Below are 20,625 nucleotides of genomic sequence, written 5' to 3' on the forward strand. Positions count from 1 at the left end.
ATGAGTAGGGGGGCAACGTAAGAACGATCGAGAGAGGCTGTCGCGACATTCCTCACCTGTACTTCTTCCCTCAGCCGCCCAGCCAATCCTTCGTCACGACGGTGGTGTCGGCCCCGGGTGGCCGAGCACCTGACGGCTGCGCAGTCCTGGAGCGGGAGAACCGCGGCGCGGGTGCCGCCTGCACTATTCCGTCGGCCTCGACAAGAGTTCCCCGCTGGGCAAGATGCGGGTGCAGCGCGGCTTCGGCGGGACTCAGGACAGGAGCAACACAAGCGTCCGTCGATTCGAACAGCCCTGCCCAGGCGTCTCGCGTACGCGACGAAAACGCCTCCGTGAACCGTTCTCGGATTGTGGGCCAACCCCTTCGATCCATCTGTTCAGGCAACGATTCCGGCGCGATATCCAGGCCTTGGAGGAGCGCCGCGTAGAACTGCGGTTCGAGGGCACCGACTGCTACGAACTTGCCGTCCGAACATTCGTAGGTGTCGTAGAACGGCGTGGAACCGTCCATGAGGTTGGTTGCACGTGAGTCACTCCACTGTCCGCTCCCTCGCAACGACCACATCATCTGCGCCAACACCGAAGTTCCGTCGACAATTGCGGCATCGACCACTTGTCCTTTGCCCGAACTCTCTCGCTCGTACAAGGCAGAGACGATTCCGAGGATCAAGAACATGGAGCCACCGCCGAAGTCCCCGACGAGGTTCAGCGGAACCGTGGGTTTCTCGGCCGGACCGATGGCGTGCAGGACTCCGGTCAGCGCCAGGTAAGTAATGTCATGCCCCGCCCGCTGCGCGAGTGGGCCGTCTTGGCCCCATCCGGTCATACGTGCGTAGATCAGCCGGCTGTTGAGTTCGGTGCACACGTCGGGACCGAAACCCAGCCGCTCGGTCACACCGGGCCGAAAACCTTCCAGGAGCACATCGGCTTTCGAGACGAGGGCTCTCACCAGGTCTCGGCCTGACTCGGTCTTGAGGTCGGCTTCCACCGACCGTCTCCCCCGCAAAAGTTGGTCCTGCTCCCGTGGCGAGATCTCGAGTCCACCAGACGGACGCTCGACTCGAACTACGTCCGCTCCGAGATCTGCAAGCATCATCGCAGCGTGTGGCCCCGGCCCCAACCCGGCGAGTTCCAGCACGCGAACACCGTGCATCGGGCCACTCATCCGACGGATACCTCCCCTGAATAGTGTTCGCGCAGTTTCCCTTTGACCAGTTTTCCGGTCGGAGTTCGAGGTAGATCCGTACTGAACACGAGTCGCCTCGGCAACTTGTACTTGGCGATCTGTCCGCGCAAATGAGAAAGCAGTTCGTCGCGAAGCGCATCGCCGGCTTCGGCTTCGGGGACTGGCTCGACGACAGCCATCACTATCTCCCCCATCTCGTCGTCGGGCAACCCGATCACCGCCGCGTCCAATACCGAGGAATGCTCGATCAGCACGTTCTCGATCTCCTGCGGGTATATGTTCACACCACCCGAGATGATCATGAAGGACTTACGGTCGGTCAGAAACAGATAACCCTCCTCATCCATGAAGCCGACATCACCCGTAGTCGTCCAGGTCGGGTGGGCGGGATGCTGTGCTTCCTTGGTCTTTTCGGGCGCATTGTGATAGTTGAAGGGCAATTCGTCACGTTCGAAGTACAGCGTACCCACCTCGCCGGAGGGTAGATCTTCGCCGTTCTCCCCACATACGTGGAGCACTCCCAGTGCGGCTCGCCCCACTGTGCCCGGCTTTCGCAGCCACTCGTCCGAGTGAACAATGGTCATGCCGTTGAGTTCCGTCGAGGAGTAATATTCGTCCAGAATCGTTCCCCACCAATCGATCATCTTTCGCTTCACATCGACAGGGCACGGTGCGGCTGCGTGGACGGCAAGTCGCAGAGACGATATGTCGTAACGGTCTCGGGTTTCCTGTGGCAGTTTGAGCATGCGCACGAACATTGTCGGCACCCACTGGCTGTACGTGACGCGATAACGCTCGATGTATTCCAGGGCCTTTTCCGGATCGAACCGATTCATCATCACTACGGTGCCACCCAGCGCCTGGACCGACGCGCACGTCCGGAGCGGAGCGGCATGATAGAGCGGCGCCGGGGACAGATAGATGTCGTCTTCGGTTACACCCCAAACACTTTGGTTCATTGTCGTCATCTGATCGCCGGGATCCTGTATCCGGCGATTCGGTAGAGCCGGTTTGATGCCCTTGGGACGGCCGGTTGTTCCCGACGAGTACAACATGTCGGCGCCGCGCGGTTGATCCGGGAGCGGTATGTCCGACTCCATGTCAGCCGCCTGGTCGAGGGAGTCGTATCCGTCTAGTTGACCGCCGAAGGAAAGCCTGGTCACCTGTCGGGGAACGAGTTCGGACAGCGTCTCTGCCAGCTCGCCCAGAGCAGCATCGACGATGACTACCTTTGCCTCGCAGTCCTCAACGATGTATGCACCTTCCGGAGCGGTCAGGTGCCAGTTGACCATCGTCAGGTAGACACCGGATCGCATAGCCGCCCAGTAGATGTCGAAGACCTGAACGTTATTGGTGGCGAGCACGGCCAGGTTGTCGCCTCGCCGCAACCCGAGTCCGTGGAGCACTCGCGCAATCCGAATCGAATTCGATTCCAATTGCGCGAACGTCACCGCTTCACCGGTCTCGGCAACGATTACCGCGGCCTTATCCGGGTTTGTCGCAACATACGCTCCGGGATACATGGTTTACTCCAAGGTTCGTTCGCTAAGGTCGTTTGTTCACAAAGTTGTTCGTGTAGAGATCATTCGAGAGACAGCGCGACTTTTCCTACCGCCGTACGCTCACGCAACGACTTCAATGCATCGGCGGCACGCGCCAAGGGGTAGAGGGTGGGCTCGGGCACCCTCAGAGCTCCCGACTCGAGCAGGGGGTAGAGCTCCTGCCATTGACGCGCCAGATACTTGGGATCAGTTTTCAGATATTCACCCCATCCTGCACCGGTAACAGAAATATTCTTCAGGAGAAGTCGATTGACTTTGACCGTGGGAATATCACCGCCGGTGAATCCCAAAACGACCAGGCGCCCGTTCGGCGCAAGGCTGCGCAGGCTGTCGGTGAAGCGGTCACCACCGACCGGATCGAGAATGATGTCGACACCGCGCCCATTCGTAATCCCTTGGACGCGTTCCTTCCACCCGTCGACCGACACGACGTGCGTTGCCCCGGACTCCGCGGCGATTTTCTCCTTCTCGCCTGTACTCACGACAGCGACGGTCTCCAGACCGAGCGCTGACGCGACATGCAACGCGGCCGTACCCAATCCACCGGCCGCGCCGTGAATCAGGACGGTCTCGCCGGCACGGTATCGCGCGCGTTCGTCGAGGGCGAAATGCGCAGTCAGATAATTCAGGAGAAATCCCGAGCCGGCCGAGAGCGAGACCGCATCAGGCAGAGCAAAGACATTGGACGGCGCGACCGCAACGGTCTGCTGCCACGCACCTTCCCCGGCCGTAAGCACGGCCACGCGCCGCCCGGGTGTGAAGCCGGACCCGGGTGGCGCGCTCCGAACGGTACCGGCGCCCTCAACCCCTAGCGCGCAGGGTAATTCGCGCACCGTTTGGTAGCTGCCCGTGGTCTCGAGAAGATCGGGGAAACTCACTCCGGCGGTGTGCAGATCAATTACCACCAGTGCCGGATCGACAGGTTCGTCGACATCGACCAACGACAGACCTCCGGGCCCCGTCGCCTCCACCAAGTGGACTGCTTTCATTCAAACTCCTCGGACTGGTCCCGGCGACTTCGTTGACAAACGGAATCCGCCGTAGCAACAGTTTAACGATCGTTAAGTAGGACTCTACGGCGACAGGCAGACCATGGCAATGGCGTCTGCCCGCGGGACGCCCCCGGGCCGTCGTCCTCGACGATGTTCGCGAAGCCACACTGGCAGGGAGCGGTTTTCGATCAGGTCGTCAGTACAGGTAATCCTCGCCGCTGGCGCGCACGGTTATGTCACTGATGCTGATACCCCATGGTTGATCAATGATGTGAACAACAGCGTCGGCCAGATCGTCGGGCTTGATCAGCCAGTATTCGATGGAGTCGACGTCCTTCTGCCCGGGGCTGAGGGTGCCGTCGGTTAGATGCCCGACGTTCTCCATGTAGGTTCCCGCACGTTGACCGGTGAGACCCAGGATCGCGTTCTCATTGACGATCCAGCTCGCCAAGTTTGTTCCTGTCACGCCTGTGGGCTTGACCGTCGTCACCTTGATCTTGCCCTTGGCTTCGATTCGCAGTGAATCCGAGATCGTGGTGACTGCAGCCTTGGTCGCGCTGTAGACGCCGGAACCGTCGATGCCTGCGTTTCCGAAGATCGACGAGATGTTGACGACTTGACCGCGTCCCTGCTCGATCATCTGGTCGTATACGGCGGAGATTCCGTTCACGACGCCCTTGATGTTGATGTCGATTGCCTTGTGCCACTTCTGCCACGCACGTTCGTGATCGGCGAAATACGCGAGAGGCATGACGCCTGCGTTGTTGACGAGTACGTCGAGCGCTCCGTACTCCGAAATGCCGTGCTGCGCCGCAGCGATGACCTGATCCATGTCGGTGACGTCGGCAATCTTGTAGGTACCGGTGAATCCCGCGGCCGCGATACCGTCGAATACAGTCTTCAGGCCCGCCTCGTTGATGTCCACGCCGACGACTTTGGCGCCCTGCGCTGCCACCTTCTCGGCGATGAGTTGACCGAACCCACCGCCTGCACCGGTGATGAGAATGACCTTGTCCTGCAAGTACTGAGACATAGCTGTTTCCTCTTGTTCTGGATCTCGGGTTCGTTGTGGGTCAGACGATGTCGATGGCATCGAGGACTGCGGCGACGGTCTTGCGGTCGCCGGAAACCTCGACGGCAGACCGCCATGCAGATCGGGTGGTCCCCCACCGCAGGAATTCGGTGGCCTGGGTGGTCGCGACGTTCTCCGGCACGTCGTCAGCTTCGGTGACGGTCACTCCCCCATCGACATGAGAGATGACGAAAGTGCGCTCGGTGGCGCCGTTGAGGCGCAGTGCCACAGGCGATGTCAAGGCGGAGGCGACAGCTTCGCCGCACATCTGCGGGAGCCCCGCAACCATCCAGTCGATCGCCGGATCGACAGCGGCCGCCACGTCGATCTCACCGTGAGGAAACGGTCCGAACGGCGACAGAAGATCCGACGTCAAATGGACGAGATGGTCGAACGACACTGCGTCACTGAGCTGATGAAGGCGATAAGTCCCGAGGTCGAGCATCTCGAGTGTGTTGTTGCGAAGCTCCTCTGTCTGCAGCGCGGCCAACGTCGCGAGTCCCGCTTCGGATTGTTCCCGGTAGTAGTCCAGGATCTGCTCGTGCGGTAGATCGGCACGCTCGCGGACGGCAGCATCGTTGAGCCGCTCGGACTTTCCACTGGGGTTCGGCGGGAACACCAGATCCGGATCGGCGATGAAGTTGAAGAAGAACGCCATGTGACCGATGAGATCGTGGACGCGCCAACCGTGGCACGCACTGTCTGCTTCCCACTCGGTCGTGCCGAACTGCTCGGCGATTTTCACTGTGTTTTCTGCCAGCGCACGAGCGCCGGCGAGTCCTGCGTCGGACATGGTGGCTCGATTCTTACGAGGATGCGAGGAAAATGGATTTGAGCTGCTGGTACGCCGCGAGCCCTTCGGGACCGAGTTCACGACCCAGGCCGCTGGCTTTGACTCCACCGAACGGTGAACCCCAGTCGAGGTTGAAGGTGTTGACACCGAACGAGCCGGTCTCGACACGTCGAGCAATTGCGATACCGCGTTCCTCGTCGGAGGTCCATACAGTCCCACCGAGGCCGTACTCGGAGTTGTTGGCAAGCGCGACAGCCTCATCGACGTCGTCGTATGAAATGACTGACAGCACCGGCCCGAATACTTCCTGCCGTGCGATGGTGCTGTCGTTGTCGACATCGGCGAACACCGTGGGCTGCACGAAGAATCCGGTGTCGAGGTCGGCGGGGCGTCCGCCACCCGTGGTGACAGTTCCGCCCTCCGAGCGTCCCTGGTCGATCAAGGACAGCACACGTTCCTGTTGCCTTGCGCTCACCATCGGGCCGACGAACGTCGACGGTTCCATCGGGTCGCCGACCTGCAGACCCTCGGCCATCGCGGTAATGGCGTCGACGTACGTCCGACTATGGCTGCGGGGAACCAAGATTCGAGTCGACATATAGCACGTCTGCCCACTGTTGAGCAGGGATGCAGTTGCCAGACCGGTTACCGTCTCCTCGACATCCGCGTCGTCGAGGACCAGGGCCGCCGACTTGCCACCCAACTCCAAGGTAACGGGGCGAAGCATACCGCCACACACCGTGCCGATGTGTCGACCGGCCGCAGTGGATCCGGTGAAGGCTACCTTGTCGATCCCGGGATGCGCCACGAGATACTGACCGATCTCCGGTCCGCCAGTCACGATGTTGATGACACCCGCGGGAAGTTCTGCCGCAATGGCGGCCTCGGCCAATATATAAGAGTCCAAGGTGGTTTCGGGAGAGGGCTTCAGCACGACGGTGCATCCCGCAGCAAGAGCCGGGGCGATCTTGAACATCGAAAGCACAGCCGGGAAGTTCCAGGGCGCGATGGCAGCAACGACACCGATCGGCTCGCGTCGCACGATTGTCGTACCCGGCATCGGTTGGCTGGCCCGTCGCTCTTCGGTAGGCATCGACTCGGCGAGGCCTGCGTAATAGCGCAAAAGCTGGACGGGTGCGGCCCCCTCGGCGAAACGGGCGAGCTCGATAGGCATGCCGTTCTGGTGAGTGACCGCCGACGCGCGGTCTTCGGATCGTTTCTCGAGTTCGTCGGCGAACCTGCGGATGACACGCGCACGTTCTGCGGCGGAAAGATCGGCCCAGTCATTCCGTCGCAACGCTTTTCGAGCCGCTGATACAGCTGCGTCGACATCCGTCGATACGGAGGCGGGGAACGAGCCTATCTGCTGCTCTGTGAAAGGTGATACGGCTCGGATGATTTCGGAAGTATCCGGTGCTCTCCACAGTCCATCGATGAACAGTGCAGTGCGGTCGGTGAGTGTTGTCATTTCTGGCTCCTCCAGGGATGGCGCTCGACGTTGAACCAGCCAACCTGTGTTGATCATCACTGCTCAGGCGACGAGAAAATTGACATCATGCGCCAATTTATTTACATTTCGACACATGGCAGATCTGATCAGTGCCTCGTCGCTGACGCGACTGCCCGAGTTGATCTCCGAACTCGGTGGAGATCCGTACGAATTCCTCGACCGTGTGGGCATCGATCCGGCCATCATCGGCGCGTACGACCACTTCTTGCCGTTCAGTGCCTTGTCCACGCTGCTCGGACTCTGTGCGGATGAATTGGAGTCGCCCGACTTCGCACTCAGGCTCGCAGGCAGACAGGACTCGGACATTCTCGGTCCGGTTGCCATCGTGGCCCGCAGTGCCGAGACGATCGGAGATGCGTTGCATGACGTCGCCCGGTACGCGCACGTGTACAGTCCGGCGTTGGCGGTCGATCTGACAGTCGGCGACACCGAGGTGTCCTACGGACTCGATACCGTGCTGCATCGACTTCCGTATCGGTCCCACGTCGTGGAACTGGCGATGGGCGTAACGCTTCAGACGTTCCGGATGATGGCCGGCCCGGATTTCCATCCGACGCACATCTCGTTTCAACATCCACGTATCTCCGAAATACGCAGGTACGTAGAGCATTTCGGTTGTTCCGTCGAGTTCAGCTCGGATCGGAATCTGTTGACCTTTCCGCGCGGAGTCATGCAGCGCCACCTGCCCCGGGTGGATCCGTTGGCCTACGACTTCGCCGTGCGTTTCATGGCGGGTCGAGATCCGGATGTCGCGTTCCACGACGCGGTGTCGGCTTTGATCGTGCGTTCCCTGCCTGCGGGTGCAGCCACACTGAAGCAAGTCGCGACATTGATGATGCTGCACCCGCGAACATTGCAGAGACGATTGGCGTTGGAAGGCAAGGCGTTCGAATCGCTCGTCGACGATTCACGACGCGAACTTGCTCTCGGTCTTCTCTCGAACAGAGACGTGTCCCTCTCCGAAGTGTCACGCCAACTCGGCTATTCCGAACCGAGCACCCTCACTCGAAGCTGTAGGCGTTGGTTCTCCACAACGCCCCTGGAGAAGCGGAGGGCACTTACCCGCCGCACTGATTGACCGCATGAGCTACAACGCCGACGGTTCGAAGGTCGTAGCGGCTCACCACCGGGGGCGTGGGAGATGGGATGAGAACAGATCTGGCATTGCGTCACTGCAACGGTCGGGAAACACCGCCTCTCGCTTTTCCAGAAACGCCGCAACACCTTCACGAACGTCAGCCTGAGCACCGCGAGCATTAATTCCGATGCTCTCGACGCGATGCGCGACCATGGGATGTTCGACTCCCAGCATGCGCCAGATCATCTGACGCGACAGGGCAACCGATACCGGCGCGCTGTCACGGGTCAGGCTATGCGCGAGCGCCGTCGCCTCCCCTGGAAGATCTTCGCGCGAATGCAGTCGGTAGACCAACCCGGCCGAAAATGCTTCCGCAGCAGTGAAGATCCGTCCGGAGTAGATCCAGTCGAGGGCTCGCTGGAGCGGAACCAGTTTCGGCAGCAACCACGACGAACACGACTCGGGCACGAGTCCTCGCCGATTGAAGACGAAACCCATCCTGGCGTCGTCGGCGGCCAAGCGAAAGTCGGCCGCAAGAGTCATGGTGATACCCACGCCGACCGCCGGTCCGTTGATGGCCGCAATGATCGGCTTCAATGAATCGAACATTCGCAGGACGACGCGTCCGCCGCCGTCCCGACGTAGATCGTCACCGTCCCGACGTAGATCGTCACCGTCCGCGTCAGTTCCGTTCGACTCGGCGCTCCATTCGGAGAATGTCTCTGCCCCCGAGGACAGATCTGCCCCCGCGCAAAACGCGCGGCCCGCTCCCGTCAGGATCACCGCGCGCACAGCGTCGTTCGCGTCGGTGGAGTCGAACGCTTCGATGAGCTCGTTTTCCATCGTCGTGGTGAATGCGTTCAGCTTGTCCGGTCGATCGAGGGTGATCACGGCGATACCGTCTTCGATACTCATCGATATGTGTTCCACAGGTACCTCTTTCTCCGGGTGGCGATCAGCGAACGATAATCGGTATTCTGCCCATATCGGCAGTTCAAGACGGTTCCTTTCCATCAGGTGTGTCCCGCGACTGTTCGGCTCTAAGCTGGGCAAGACGCAGGCACCGAGGAAATGAGAAGGAAACCGAACAATGAGTGGGGCGAAGACAGTCGTTGTCCGGCAACTCATACTCGATTCCGCTGTCCGAAACATGAACGAGCGCGGCTATCACGGGACGTCCATGCGTGACATCTCCGCCGGCGCCGATCTCACTGTCGCGTCCATCTACCACCACTTCAAATCCAAGCAGGAAATCCTTCAAGAAATCATGATTCGGGCGCTCCACGACGCCATCAGCATGACCCGCAGTGCACTGCTGCGCTCCGGCGGCGACCCGAAAGACCAACTGCAAGCAATCGTCCGCGCTTGGGTCATGTTCCATACGACCAGGCGCGAAGACGCCCTCGTAGGAGCGACAGAATTGCGCAGCTTGGACGAATCGGGTCACCGTCTGGTCGTAACCCTGCGTGACGAGCAGGAAAGCATGTTTCGCGACGTCGTCGAACGCGGCATTGAAGAAGGTGCTTTCCACACTCCCTTTCCCCGAGATGCCGTGCGCGCCATCATCAACATGGGGCAGCAAGTCTGTGTGTGGTGGCGCGTCGACGGACCGATGAATGCGGAAGATATCGCGTCTCGGTACTGCGCATTGGCGACCGCGATGATCGAATCAAGCTGAGCTGGGCGACACCTCCGCCAAAGAAGATCTGAAGGGTCGCATTGGCTGAAGCCACTCAACGCCGTCGATGTGCGAGACCAGCGTGCCTCGACTTTCGTCCGCACCCCCGCCGCTCGAATCGGTATCTCCATTCCTGAGACCTGCATCACTGACTAATCATCATCTCAGGCGAACGATCGTTTGGCAACAGATTTCGAATCGCACCCTCCTTGCGGAGAAAGTCGCTGCAAAAACGCACTTTTCCCGACTATTGACATTTAACGATCGCTAGGTCAATGATGACTCGCAGCCGAACGATCGTTTGGCAAATTCGGAACGAAGGAGTGCGGGCCACATGACCACCTCCGCATTGCCACGAGATGACGCTGCACACGTCGCCGGCGGCCTCGACGTGGTCACCTTCGCCACCCGACTTTGCGAGCGCCTCCGGTACGGCAATGGCGGCGAGATATGACTTCTCGTATCGAAGAACCCACTCGCACTTGGATATTGCGTCACCACCTTTCGACCCAATACCCGGCGAGCACGATTCCGTCTGGTGCCGGCGCTCGGGACAAGCTCGTCGTCGGCCGCACACCCAACTTGCCGCAACTCACGTCCTGACCGAACTCAACTGAACGACCCCACAGAGAGCGAATCGCGATGACCAACAACACCGAATCTGCGGTGGAGCGCCCGGGCAGATCTCGGCGCGCGTCCTTTGCAGCCGCTATCTCCACTTCCCTGGAGTGGTACGACTTCTTCATCTACGCGACTGCCGCCGCGCTCGTGTTCAACTCGACGTTCTTCGCCACCGACAGCGAGGTGGTCGCTGCAATGAGTTCGTTTGCCACCGTCGCAGTCGGATTCATCGCCCGTCCTATCGGTGGTGTGCTCGCCGGTCATTTCGGTGACCGGTACGGCCGAAAGCCGGTGCTCGTTGCCGCCGTGGTCCTCATGGCGGTGGCAACCTCCTTGGTTGGTTTCGTCCCCAACACCAATGTCGTGTGGCTTGCCCCGGCCATCCTCGTGACGCTGCGAATCTGCCAGGGCTTGGCCGTGGGAGCACAGTGGGGCGGGGCCGTATTGCTGGCCACCGAGAACGCACCGGCGGACCGCCGCGGGCTCTTCGGCAGCTTCGCCCAACTCGGTGTTCCGATCGGTGTGGTGCTGGGCAATATCGTGTTCCTGGTCCTGACAGCAACTCTTGCGGCTGATTCGTTCCTCTCCTGGGGATGGAGGATCCCGTTCTGGATCAGCTTGGTCATGCTTCCAGTGGCATTCCTCATCCATCGCTATCTCGAAGAAACCCCCGAGTTCAAGGCACTCGCAGAAAAACTCGCCGAATCTCCGGTCGTTCGGAAGTCCCCCATTCTCGAAGTGCTCAAGAAGAATCCAGGCACAGTCCTCGCTGCAGCAGGCGCCAATGCCATCGGCGTGATCTTCTTCTACACGATGATCACCGGTTCGGTTCAGTTCGCGACCACCTACCTGGAAATACCGCGGTCGACGGTCCTCACCTACATCCTGATCGCATGTGCAATACAGATTCCCCTGGTTCCGCTGGCGGGATATCTGTCCGACCTCTACGGTCGCAAACTGGTCTTCGGCCTCGGCACCGCAGCCATGATGCTCTGGGGTATCCCGATGTGGCTGATGATCGGTGGATCCAGCCCGGACACGATCTGGCCGTTTGCCGTCGCGGTTATCGTCGGCGTAGTAGCAATGTCCCTCCAAACTGGCACGCAGGGAACACTATTCGCTGAACTGTTCCCACCGGAGATTCGATTCTCCGGCGCTTCACTCGGTTATCAGATCTCCGCAATCATCGGAGGTTTCGCGCCGATGATCATGGTGATGCTGATCAACGGAAATCCGGACAACGCATGGAAGGTCGGTTCCTTCCTCGCCGCTGCCGGTGCTATCGGATTGATCTGCCTCTACGTGATCATTCGCCGATACTCCGGAACCTCGCCGACCGTCGCAAGCACCCGTGTGGAGACCGCGAACGCTCAGTACGCATCATGATCAACCTGGGGTGAGTGGTCTCGATGCCACTCACCCCAGGTTTTCGGGTACGAGAAATCACTGTCGGCGACTGCCGATAAAGTGGCGTCCACAAGTCGACGTGTCCTTCGTCGACCAGGAGCACAGGTTCGAGGAGTGTGTCGGTAGCAGTGGCAGTGGAATCTTCGGTGCTGCTGAAGTGGTACTCCGAGACGGCTCGCGACCTGCCGTGGCGACGCGAGGGCGTCAGTGCCTGGCAGATCCTGATGAGCGAGATCATGCTCCAGCAGACGCCGGTGGTGCGCGTTGCGCCAATCTGGGAAGAGTGGGTCGAGCGCTGGCCGGTACCGTCGGCGATGGCAGCGTCGAGCCAGGCAGAGGTGCTTCGCGCGTGGGGCAAACTCGGTTATCCACGACGCGCGCTGCGGTTACACGAATGCGCGGGCGTCCTGGCTGCCGAGCACGGTGACGTGGTCCCGGAAGACGTCGATACCTTGCTCTCGCTACCGGGAATCGGTTCGTACACCGCCCGCGCCGTCGCGTGTTTCGCCTACGGACAGCGAGTGCCTGTGGTGGACACCAACGTACGACGCGTAGTTGCGCGAGCCGTCCACGGCAATGCGGAACCCGGGAACCCGTCCAACACGCGAGACCTCGCCGACGTCGCGGCGCTGCTGCCGAGGACGCGTGCGCGCGCCGCCACCTACAGCGCCGCTCTCATGGAACTCGGTGCACTGATCTGCACGGCGCGGAACCCGAACTGCGAGAACTGCCCTTTGCCGAACTGCGCGTGGGTCGCTTCGGGCAAACCGGCACACACCGGACCACCCAAGAAGGTGCAGAAGTTCGCGGGCACAGATCGCCAGGTTCGTGGAAAATTGATGGCCGTTCTTCGCGAGAGTCACCGTCCGGTCGAGCGCGCGCAACTCGACATCGTCTGGCCGGCCGATCCGGGTCAGCGTGACCGTGCGTTGCATTCACTGCTGGTCGACGGACTGGTCGAGCAGACCGACGACGGCCTGTTTGCGCTGGCCGGAGAGGGTACGGCTTAGCCGACTCGCAGCGGGGTGCATTCTTCGGCTGTGGGTTCGTCGGTCTGGAGCGGTGCGACTTCCGGATCAGAACGCCGAAGTACTGCAGGAACGGCAGGCACCACTGGATCGCAAGGCGCAAGTGTCGGAATCTGTAGGGCAGCGCCGGGCGGGGGCCCGCTGGTGGAGGTCGCCGACTCGGCGCCGATGTTCGGGCTATCCGTGGACACCGCGCGCGACCCGTCTGGGGACAGCGCGATCAGCAACCCCGTCAACATGAGTAGAAGCGGCAGTACTATTGCCGCCGCCCACCGGACCCTGTTGACGGGCCGGACAGCCATGCCGCCACCGGACCGAACTTCGCTTCCGCGATCGGCCGCTACCAGCGCAGCCCCTATCGCCAGTTGGGTCCGCTCGCCGAGAAACAGGAAGCCGAGACCTGCCAGTTCAGCGGCTTCCGCGGACGGCTGCCGAGAGTCTTCCTTCACGAGCATCGCGACGAGCATCTTGGGCACAGGGTCTCGTTCGGCGACGAGGAGGTCCAATGTCGCAGCAAATGTCGAGCTGTCCGCAAGCAACTCGGCCGTGTCGTAACGATGCGCCGAGTCCACGACGCCTGCTCTCGGGTCGACGGCCGCGATCACGGTCTCACTGCCGTCCGGCCAGAACGCGAGAATCGGCGAAACACCAATGAGAGCGTCGACCGTCCGCAGGTAGGCAAGCCGTGCGTCGAGACCGTTGACCAACTCGATGTTCTCGAAAGGACTGGAGGACAACGAATCCGAGACATGTTCGCGCACGTCCGCACGCTCGCACATCACTCCGATGACGGTGGGGCACAGATTCGAGCGCAGGGCTCGACCGGTGGCGACCTCGGCCGCGGAGGCGAGTGCGCGCGCCGACGCTTGCGGAGAGGGAACAGTCCCGTCTGCACCCCAGGGGTGACGGAACTCGTCGATCGAGCCCAGAAGGGGTGTGTCCGCATCTACGAGAGCTGTTGAAATTGACTGATTTTCGAATACAACGCCCAGGCTTTCACGCACTGGATCCTCCATTGACTGCTACTGACTGTTACGAGTGTTGCCATTCCTGCGAAGCAGTATCAGAACGTCAGGCCACCGACCGCCATTGCACCTGGTTCCAGCACCACATCCACCGGCGCTCGGCCGTCGACCGTGACGCGATACGTCCCCGGTAGCAGTCCGACAAACGAGAAGTGACCCTCGAACGGTTTCACCGTCCGCGCTGTCGCGTGCCCGCATTGATCGACGCCGTCGATCACCACCGCCTCCGAGATGCCCGATGTCACCAGACCTGAGATTCGTCCATCTGCCGAGACAGCAGCCCACTGGCTTCTCTGACCACCAACAGAAATCCCGTACGGATCACACACTCCCGGGGTGGTCGCCACCCGCACCGTGACATCGCCCGACCGCACGCGAACCGCCCCCCGATCTGCGGTGACCAGTGCAGCGATCGGTAGACCGTCGGCGTCTTCCCGCTTTCCCGCAGTCATCGTCGCCGTTCGGGTGAAGTACCGGTCCGCGTCCAGATTGCCTATCAGGCAATGTAATCCGACCTCGTCGACACCCGAGCCGTCTTCGCAGTAGTCAGGCACGGACGGCAGAACGAAACCTCGAGGCACCGGAAGTTGCACGACCACGTCGGCGAGCGGGTTGCCCCGGACACCGATGTCGATGACATACGTCACCGGATCACCCTCTCGGACAATGCCGTTGGACGGTCCCGAATCGAGCCCTGGACCGTCAGCGGGATCGAAGGGCGGTGCACCGTCAATCGCCGTCAGCTCGACGGTGAAGGGAGGCACGAACTCTCCCTCGGCCGCCAATCGAACATCCGACTGCATCGGCAGCAAGCCGAGCGCAGCAGCGCCGACCACCAGAGCTCCGGTCACGACAACTATGCCGATACCTCGCACTCCTCGGCGCCACGCTCTCGGCCGGAGTCCGACGACAACGGCCTTCGACCGCACCTCTGACAGACGAGTTCTCACGACGCTCCTTTCGATGTCTGACTCTCTCGGGCCTCCGACAGGCGCTCGCGGCCACATTTGGCGAATCCCGAGCTACGTTCAATAGAAGTCGCTCGAGGGACTCGAAAGCCAATGGTGACGGCGTGATTGTGTGGGTGAACTTCTCTCAGCCGGGGTGAATTCCCGGGTGAATTGCCCGGGATGGCACGCTCTGGATTCGCACCAGCTACGCTCCTCCCTGTAGATAGATGGATCGAGACAATCCGCCCAAACTCTTCAATCATTGCGGGGCGCGAAAGCAGAAAGGGTCCGCGTTGATGTTCGGGATGGACGGCCACGACTGGGCAGCTATTCCCGAAAGGCGCACCCTCGCGACGTCGATTCCCCGGCAAGCGCTCTTCGACAAACTTGACCGACGTGCCGCGCTGACCATCGTCCGTGCACCGAACGGCCACGGGAAATCGTCGTTGATCGCATCGTGGCTGCGCGCCCATTTGGCATCCGAACGAATACTCGTCTGGGTCTCGGCCCCACGGCCCTCGTCGACACTCGAAGATTTCTGGGCCGTTGTCCTCGATCGAATCCACGCTGCCGGAATCGCACTGCCCGACGTCGACGATCTCGCCGATCCTTTCACCGCTGTCGCCAAATCCCTGAACGCCCTCAGCCGCCCCGTGCTGCTCGTGCTGATCAGGCCGGATCTGATATCGGAACCAGAGTTGGACGATCAGTTGATCGAACTCCTCGCCCTCTGTCACAACCTGGACCTCGTGGTCACGCTCTCGGGCTTCGGCATGTTCTCCGAGCCGTACCTGCTCGACACCGACCACGAGGTGATAAGCGCGAGTGAGCTGTTGTTCACGAGAGCCGATACCGCCCATTTGCTCGCACAAGCTGACGTACACACGACTGACGGTGATGCCGAACAAATCACATCCCTGACAGGTGGGCTGCCAGCGCTGGTTCGTGTCGCCGTTTCCGCCGTCCAGACATCGGGTAGCCGCAACCGCGAGCAGATGATCAGGAAGAACATCGCGCAGGCGATCGACGACTACGTGAACAAATCCGTTCTCATGACCGCTGATCATGTGGAACAACTCGAGTTCCTGCTCGCGACGGCCTTTGCGCGATCGATCACCGTCGACATCGCCGCCATGCTGTTCGAGTCCCAACACCCTGAGGATGGCGAGACCGTTCATCAGATTCGCGTGCGCCTGGCGATACTGGAGACAGCCGGGTTGTTGTCACGGGTCGAGACCGAAGCCGAAGAAACCTGGGAGCTGCCTCCCGCCATTCGTCGATCGATACTCGCGCACCAAAAGCGCGCTGGAGTCGATCCGGCGCAACGTCTTTCGTTCCTCGCACACAACCGACTCGACCACGGTCATCACGCGTCGGCGCTGGACTACGCGGTCGAGGCACAGAACTGGACCCTGGCAGTAGACATCGTCGAGCAACACTGGGTGACGATGATCGTCCACAATCTGGACTCGGTTCGCTCTGCTCTCCAACGGATTCCGGCGGAAGCTGCGGACAAACACTCTGCCGTGGAGGCGGGGCGCGCACTGTTCACGATGCATCCGAGCGAGCGCTCGACGGTAGTCGACTTGCTACCCGAATCGCCGGCAGAACTGTGGGCTCTCGGCGCTGAAGCCGGCGCGAAGGACGCCTTGAGCATTGCCTGCGTTCAATCGATCATGCTCAGGATGGCAGGCGAGTACGGGCTCGCAGCAGAAACCACCAGGCGCCTGTCTCATCTCAGTCGCAGTGCGCTGGAGAACAACCCGGAAGCGGTCAGCGCACAGCTCCCTCTCATGCGACTTCAATGGGCGATCAATTTTCAATTGAGCGGCAGGTTCACAGAATCCACGATCAAGGCTCGAATGGCGTACCACGGCGCCCTGTCTCATGGAGTCGACTTCATCGCTCGTAACTCTGCGGGAAGTGCCGCCCTGAATTGGGCGCTGGCTGGTGAGCCGCGGCAGGCCACACACTGGTCCGAACTCGAACAGAAGCATCCGGACCCCGGCGGTTGGCTCGAACCTGTGGTCAAGATCGCCGGCCTGACAGCACGGGCGCTCACTGCTCTCGACACACTCGACTTCGACGACGCACGTCTCGCATTGACCGAACTCGGTCTTCCGTCCGACACCGAGGAATTGTGGGCATTCGTCGTCTATGCGCATTGCCAATTCGCCTTGACCTCCGGCGACCACACTGCGGCACTACTGTTGCTCCACAATGCGATCGAAGCACATTCCAAGCAGTACACGGCTACATCTTTCGCGCTTCCTCTGTTGCAATCCGCAGAGATCGATCTCTTGCTCGCTCTCGGACAGGGGAACAATGCCGTAGCACTGGCCAAGGAGATCATCGATCCTGCCGCCAATCCGTGGACGCTCACGTCGGTGGCGCGTTTACGTCAGCGGATCGGCCAGAACGAGGCCGCGGTGGCGCTGTGTCACCAGTTCGACTGGTCTGGCGTATCCTATCCGCGGGCACAGATGGAATCGCTTCTGGTGCAAGCGGTTGCACACTCCGAGCTGGGTGAGCCACGCCTCGCCTCTCAGGAGTGGTCCAGAGCGTGCAGCATCGCGGATCAGACCGGACTTCTACGTTCGTTCGCGACCATCGCATCGGCGGACGTCGAGAAACTCGAATCGATGGCCGAAACGAAATCGCGTGCACTCGCCGAGTTCTCGAAAAGGTCGCCTGCGGAATCATTTCCGGAATTCGTACATATCGTGGAGTTGACCGAACGCGAGCAGAAAGTCCTCTCACTCCTGGCGCTCGGCATGGGGTCGGCTGCGATGGCCGACAAACTGTACGTGTCCGTCAACACCGTCAAGACTCAACTGCGCACTCTCTACAAGAAGCTCGACGTACACAATCGAAACGAAGCGATCACGAGGGCACGCCAACTGCGCTTGCTGTAGTCCGGGGTCGGATCTGATTTCGGACTACATTCTGTAGGCATGAGCACCGATTCCTGCGTCTTCTGCAAGATCGTCGCGCTGACCGAGCCGGCGATTCTCGTTCACGAGAGCGAGACAACTCTCGCATTCCTCGATGCACGGCCGGTGAGTCGCGGACACACCCTGGTGGTCCCCAAGCGTCACGCAGAGAACCTCGATGCTCTCGAAAGTCACGAAGGCGCAGAGATGTTCCGCGTCGGCACGCTCATCGCCGGAGCTCTACGCCGCTGCGACGTCGCCGCTGACGGAGTCAACTTTCTCGTCAACGACGGGCGTGCCGCGGGCCAAACCGTGTTCCACTCGCACCTGCACGTCGTCCCCCGCCATCGCGGCGACAAGGCGAAGTTCGCTGCCGGACTCCTGGCCAGGCGAGCCGTCGAGCTGGAGCAGGTGGGCGCGTCGATCCGAAGTCAGCTCACCGTGTGAAGGAATTCCGTCACCACTTCGCGATAGCGCTGCGGTTGATCGTCGTGGACCAGGTGGCCTGCATCGGCAATACGTACGTACCGAGTTCCCGGCCTCTCGGCCATCTCTCGCATCTGTCCCTCAGGGGTGATGGTGAACTCTCCCTCGATCAGCAAGGTCGGCACCTCGATCGCCTTCCACTGATCCCAGAAATGCCTCGTGCCCCACTCCTCCGAGATGTCGCGGAAGGTCGACACGTCGCCGTGCAGGTACCACCCGTCGTCGCGGCGGTCGAAAGAGTCGAGAAAGTACTGGCCGGCGACGGGGCCGAAGAATTCCTTCATCGCCTCCTCGGAAGCAAACGGCTGCGGCCACGCCGAGATCATCTGCGCCCAGTCCGCAGCGGTGCGTCCACGAAAGTCCGGGGCCATGTCTTCGAGGACCAGCGCACAAACCTTTTCGGGATGCGCGGCGGCGAAGCACCACGCATGCAGAGCCCCCATCGAATGACCGATCACGATCATCGGCTCCTCGATGGACGCAACCGCCGATGTCAGGTCCTCGACGAATGCCTCGGTAGTCAGTGCCGCTGGCGCCGGCCTGCCGTGACCGGCAGCGTCGAAGGTGTAGACGTGGCCGAACTCGCGGATCCACGGCACATGGCGTCGCCACGTTCGGGAGCTGCCCATGAGGCCGTGCAACAACAGAATCGGTTGTCCCGTTCCACCTTCGTCATGCAACACGAGTGTCACGGTACGCGGTGAAGGTGCGCGGGTAATGTCGCTTGCATGGCAGTCGTGAAGATCAATGCAATCGAGGTCCCCGAGGGCGCCGGCCCCGAACTGGAGAAGCGCTTCGCAGCACGCGCTCACGCAGTCGAGAACTCCCCGGGCTTTCTCGGATTCCAACTCCTCCGCCCCACCGCCGGTGAGAGCCGCTACTTCGTGGTGACTCAGTGGGAGTCCGAGCAGGCGTTCGCCGATTGGCGTGACGGCCCCGCCCGTGAAGCCCATTCCGGCGAGCGCGCGAAGCCCGTCGCTTCGGGTGCGTCGTTGCTCGAATTCGAAGTTGTCCTGGACGTCGCCGCAAAGAGCTGATCTCGAGCGATTGTGCCTGCCTTGGCGGGCACAATCGACGGTCATCTCGGCTTCACGCGTTGACACGGTGCGGGCTGTAGTGCAAAAGTTCGCATGTAAACGCGATGGTCCGACAGGAATCCGGTGAAAGCCCGGAGCGGTCGCGCCACTGTAATTCGAGGTGAAGTGCCTTTTTCGGCACGACAATTTCGACAGCCAGACACTTCGGCCATCGCATGGACCTAGGGGACGCGAAAATCCCAGGAGGCTTCGATGGCTCTCGCCTATTCTCCCGATACGTCGATCGATTCGACTCGTCTTGCTTTCCTCGCCGCTGCAGTAGTTCTGTTCGCGATGCTGGCTCTCTACCTGGTCGGATTCGACCAGGGCGCTATCTCTCGCACCGGCATGTACATGCATGAATTGATGCACGACGGTCGACACTTGATGGGCCTGCCGTGCCACTAGCCGACAATTTCACGAAGCTTCTCATTCGTGGTTTGTTGGCTGGTCTGATCGCAGGCATCCTTGCCGGCGGAGTTGCATTCGTGCTGGGTGAACCGCACGTCAACGCTGCCATTGCGATCGAAGAAGCCAACAGCGCCACCGGTGAGGTTTCCGGCGAAGCCGCTGGGCATTCGCACGGTGACGAAGAAGAACCACTGGTGAGCCGCGACGGGCAGCGCGCCGGGCTGTTCCTGGCCACGGCGCTTGCCGGACTGGCACTCGGGGCGATCTTCTCGGTCGTTGCCAATTACGCTCGACGACTCACCGGAATGTCCGGGCCTTTGTTGGCGATCACCATCGCCGTCGGTGGTTGGCTGGCTATCGAGGCTGTCCCCTTTTTCAAGTACCCGGCCAATCCGCCGGCCGTCGGAGATCCCGACACCATCAACCAGCGCACACTGCTGTGGCTGGCCGCCGTGATTCTCGGGCTGCTGTCCGTCACCGCGGCAGCAGCGGCGGCAAAGGCAGTTTCCGGGCACGAGTTCCTCAGCGTGCGCATCGCTGCTCCGGTGGCTGCGTTCCTGGTGATCGTCGCGATCGGTTACGTCTCGCTTCCCGGCATCAACGAGGTGGGCGAGGACTTCCCGGCAACTCTGCTGTGGGAGTTCCGACTTTCCTCGCTCGCTACGCAGGCGACGCTCTGGCTCGTACTCGGGTTGGCATTCGCCTTCCTTACCGAGCGCGCAACCAAGAACACCGAAGTAGCAAAGAAGTACGCCCTTCGCTGAACCTGCTGTGCGCCTTTATTAACCGCGGGCGGTTAATAAGGGCGCACAGCAGT

Annotated in this window: 19 protein-coding genes and 1 riboswitch; of the genes, 9 read left to right on the forward strand and 10 right to left on the reverse strand. The window is 61.2% G+C overall.

Annotation, left to right across the window (positions count from 1 at the left end; translation table 11 throughout):
• Nucleotides 1-70 precede the first annotated feature (70 nt).
• The 6 genes from ABIE52_RS18415 to ABIE52_RS18440 all read right to left on the reverse strand — a co-directional run bounded on the left by ABIE52_RS18415 (nucleotide 71) and on the right by ABIE52_RS18440 (nucleotide 7,073).
• Nucleotides 71-1,165, reverse strand: coding sequence for a CaiB/BaiF CoA transferase family protein (locus ABIE52_RS18415; protein ID WP_192711842.1), 1,095 nt, complete (start codon nucleotides 1,163-1,165; stop codon nucleotides 71-73).
• The gene (locus ABIE52_RS18420) at nucleotides 1,162-2,709 is read right to left on the reverse strand and encodes an acyl-CoA synthetase (protein ID WP_064111573.1); all 1,548 of its coding nucleotides are present in this window, start codon (nucleotides 2,707-2,709) and stop codon (nucleotides 1,162-1,164) included. Before ABIE52_RS18420 ends, ABIE52_RS18415 begins: the two co-directional genes overlap by 4 nt.
• 59 nt (nucleotides 2,710-2,768) lie before the next feature.
• On the reverse strand, nucleotides 2,769-3,737 hold the full coding sequence (locus ABIE52_RS18425; protein ID WP_064111575.1) for an NADPH:quinone oxidoreductase family protein: 969 nt from the start codon (nucleotides 3,735-3,737) through the stop codon (nucleotides 2,769-2,771).
• Between the two features lie 199 nt (nucleotides 3,738-3,936).
• Nucleotides 3,937-4,773 (reverse strand): SDR family oxidoreductase, encoded by an 837-nt coding sequence (locus ABIE52_RS18430; protein ID WP_019749697.1) that lies wholly within the window; start codon nucleotides 4,771-4,773, stop codon nucleotides 3,937-3,939.
• A gap of 40 nt (nucleotides 4,774-4,813) precedes the next feature.
• Nucleotides 4,814-5,605: a maleylpyruvate isomerase N-terminal domain-containing protein gene (locus tag ABIE52_RS18435; protein ID WP_192711841.1), complete on the reverse strand. Its 792-nt coding sequence runs from the start codon at nucleotides 5,603-5,605 to the stop codon at nucleotides 4,814-4,816.
• Between the two features lie 13 nt (nucleotides 5,606-5,618).
• Nucleotides 5,619-7,073, reverse strand: coding sequence for an aldehyde dehydrogenase (locus tag ABIE52_RS18440; protein ID WP_073512052.1), 1,455 nt, complete (start codon nucleotides 7,071-7,073; stop codon nucleotides 5,619-5,621).
• Nucleotides 7,074-7,188: 115 nt separating this feature from the next.
• Here ABIE52_RS18440 and ABIE52_RS18445 point away from each other — a divergent pair, with 115 nt between their 5' ends.
• Nucleotides 7,189-8,193: an AraC family transcriptional regulator gene (locus ABIE52_RS18445; RefSeq protein ID WP_192711840.1), complete on the forward strand. Its 1,005-nt coding sequence runs from the start codon at nucleotides 7,189-7,191 to the stop codon at nucleotides 8,191-8,193.
• A 42-nt stretch (nucleotides 8,194-8,235) separates the two neighbouring features.
• Here ABIE52_RS18445 and ABIE52_RS18450 read toward each other — a convergent pair whose 3' ends face one another.
• Nucleotides 8,236-9,123 carry a crotonase/enoyl-CoA hydratase family protein gene (locus ABIE52_RS18450; RefSeq protein ID WP_064111586.1) on the reverse strand — a complete coding sequence of 296 codons (888 nt, stop codon included), beginning with the start codon at nucleotides 9,121-9,123 and terminating at the stop codon, nucleotides 8,236-8,238.
• A gap of 160 nt (nucleotides 9,124-9,283) precedes the next feature.
• Between ABIE52_RS18450 and ABIE52_RS18455 the strand changes: the two genes are divergently transcribed.
• From ABIE52_RS18455 to ABIE52_RS18465, 3 genes are all read left to right on the forward strand, one after another.
• Entirely contained in the window at nucleotides 9,284-9,871 is a 588-nt protein-coding gene (locus ABIE52_RS18455) for a TetR/AcrR family transcriptional regulator (protein WP_042451920.1), read from the forward strand.
• A gap of 642 nt (nucleotides 9,872-10,513) precedes the next feature.
• Complete coding sequence (locus tag ABIE52_RS18460) at nucleotides 10,514-11,878, forward strand: MFS transporter (protein ID WP_042451923.1); 1,365 nt, start codon at nucleotides 10,514-10,516, stop codon at nucleotides 11,876-11,878.
• A gap of 149 nt (nucleotides 11,879-12,027) precedes the next feature.
• Nucleotides 12,028-12,909: an iron-sulfur binding domain-containing protein gene (locus ABIE52_RS18465; protein WP_007726916.1), complete on the forward strand. Its 882-nt coding sequence runs from the start codon at nucleotides 12,028-12,030 to the stop codon at nucleotides 12,907-12,909.
• On the opposite strand, the gene ABIE52_RS18470 is transcribed toward ABIE52_RS18465, so the two are convergent.
• Nucleotides 12,906-13,931: a hypothetical protein gene (locus tag ABIE52_RS18470; RefSeq protein WP_354541516.1), complete on the reverse strand. Its 1,026-nt coding sequence runs from the start codon at nucleotides 13,929-13,931 to the stop codon at nucleotides 12,906-12,908. The two genes, ABIE52_RS18465 and ABIE52_RS18470, sit on opposite strands and share 4 nt — an antisense overlap.
• A 59-nt stretch (nucleotides 13,932-13,990) precedes the next feature.
• Nucleotides 13,991-14,902, reverse strand: coding sequence for a hypothetical protein (locus tag ABIE52_RS18475; RefSeq protein WP_192711838.1), 912 nt, complete (start codon nucleotides 14,900-14,902; stop codon nucleotides 13,991-13,993).
• 227 nt (nucleotides 14,903-15,129) lie between these two features.
• Here ABIE52_RS18475 and ABIE52_RS18480 point away from each other — a divergent pair, with 227 nt between their 5' ends.
• A complete protein-coding gene (locus ABIE52_RS18480) occupies nucleotides 15,130-17,817 on the forward strand; it encodes a helix-turn-helix transcriptional regulator (protein ID WP_192711837.1) in 2,688 nt (895 codons plus the stop codon).
• A gap of 39 nt (nucleotides 17,818-17,856) precedes the next feature.
• On the forward strand, nucleotides 17,857-18,282 hold the full coding sequence (locus tag ABIE52_RS18485) for an HIT family protein (protein ID WP_161121413.1): 426 nt from the start codon (nucleotides 17,857-17,859) through the stop codon (nucleotides 18,280-18,282).
• On the opposite strand, the gene ABIE52_RS18490 is transcribed toward ABIE52_RS18485, so the two are convergent.
• Complete coding sequence (locus tag ABIE52_RS18490) at nucleotides 18,267-19,004, reverse strand: alpha/beta fold hydrolase (RefSeq protein ID WP_007726925.1); 738 nt, start codon at nucleotides 19,002-19,004, stop codon at nucleotides 18,267-18,269. The genes ABIE52_RS18485 and ABIE52_RS18490 overlap by 16 nt on opposite strands.
• 45 nt (nucleotides 19,005-19,049) lie before the next feature.
• Between ABIE52_RS18490 and mhuD the strand changes: the two genes are divergently transcribed.
• From mhuD to ABIE52_RS18505, 3 genes are all read left to right on the forward strand, one after another.
• Complete coding sequence (gene mhuD, locus ABIE52_RS18495) at nucleotides 19,050-19,358, forward strand: mycobilin-forming heme oxygenase MhuD (protein WP_007726927.1); 309 nt, start codon at nucleotides 19,050-19,052, stop codon at nucleotides 19,356-19,358.
• Nucleotides 19,359-19,446: 88 nt separating this feature from the next.
• A riboswitch (cobalamin riboswitch) is annotated at nucleotides 19,447-19,585 on the forward strand.
• Nucleotides 19,586-19,610: 25 nt separating this feature from the next.
• On the forward strand, nucleotides 19,611-19,805 hold the full coding sequence (locus tag ABIE52_RS18500; protein WP_003945915.1) for a CbtB domain-containing protein: 195 nt from the start codon (nucleotides 19,611-19,613) through the stop codon (nucleotides 19,803-19,805).
• On the forward strand, nucleotides 19,796-20,572 hold the full coding sequence (locus ABIE52_RS18505; RefSeq protein WP_192711836.1) for a CbtA family protein: 777 nt from the start codon (nucleotides 19,796-19,798) through the stop codon (nucleotides 20,570-20,572). The genes ABIE52_RS18500 and ABIE52_RS18505 overlap by 10 nt, the downstream gene beginning before the upstream one ends.
• Nucleotides 20,573-20,625: the final 53 nt, after the last annotated feature.

The organism is Rhodococcus sp. OAS809 (assembly GCF_040546695.1).
In the GTDB taxonomy this organism is placed as follows: Bacteria; Actinomycetota; Actinomycetes; order Mycobacteriales; family Mycobacteriaceae; genus Rhodococcus_F; species Rhodococcus_F qingshengii.

What these genes read in the sequence shown, in the direction of transcription:
- mhuD (WP_007726927.1), top strand. Translation starts at nt 19,050, where the DNA reads ATGGCAGTCGTGAAGATCAATGCAATCGAGGTCCCCGAGGGCGCCGGC.
- ABIE52_RS18455 (WP_042451920.1), top strand. Translation starts at nt 9,284, where the DNA reads ATGAGTGGGGCGAAGACAGTCGTTGTCCGGCAACTCATACTCGATTCC.
- ABIE52_RS18435 (WP_192711841.1), bottom strand. Translation starts at nt 5,605, where the DNA reads ATGTCCGACGCAGGACTCGCCGGCGCTCGTGCGCTGGCAGAAAACACA.
- ABIE52_RS18480 (WP_192711837.1), top strand. Translation starts at nt 15,130, where the DNA reads ATGGATCGAGACAATCCGCCCAAACTCTTCAATCATTGCGGGGCGCGA.
- ABIE52_RS18430 (WP_019749697.1), bottom strand. Translation starts at nt 4,773, where the DNA reads ATGTCTCAGTACTTGCAGGACAAGGTCATTCTCATCACCGGTGCAGGC.
- ABIE52_RS18415 (WP_192711842.1), bottom strand. Translation starts at nt 1,165, where the DNA reads ATGAGTGGCCCGATGCACGGTGTTCGCGTGCTGGAACTCGCCGGGTTG.
- ABIE52_RS18485 (WP_161121413.1), top strand. Translation starts at nt 17,857, where the DNA reads ATGAGCACCGATTCCTGCGTCTTCTGCAAGATCGTCGCGCTGACCGAG.
- ABIE52_RS18440 (WP_073512052.1), bottom strand. Translation starts at nt 7,073, where the DNA reads ATGACAACACTCACCGACCGCACTGCACTGTTCATCGATGGACTGTGG.
- ABIE52_RS18445 (WP_192711840.1), top strand. Translation starts at nt 7,189, where the DNA reads ATGGCAGATCTGATCAGTGCCTCGTCGCTGACGCGACTGCCCGAGTTG.
- ABIE52_RS18500 (WP_003945915.1), top strand. Translation starts at nt 19,611, where the DNA reads ATGGCTCTCGCCTATTCTCCCGATACGTCGATCGATTCGACTCGTCTT.
- ABIE52_RS18425 (WP_064111575.1), bottom strand. Translation starts at nt 3,737, where the DNA reads ATGAAAGCAGTCCACTTGGTGGAGGCGACGGGGCCCGGAGGTCTGTCG.
- ABIE52_RS18420 (WP_064111573.1), bottom strand. Translation starts at nt 2,709, where the DNA reads ATGTATCCCGGAGCGTATGTTGCGACAAACCCGGATAAGGCCGCGGTA.
- ABIE52_RS18460 (WP_042451923.1), top strand. Translation starts at nt 10,514, where the DNA reads ATGACCAACAACACCGAATCTGCGGTGGAGCGCCCGGGCAGATCTCGG.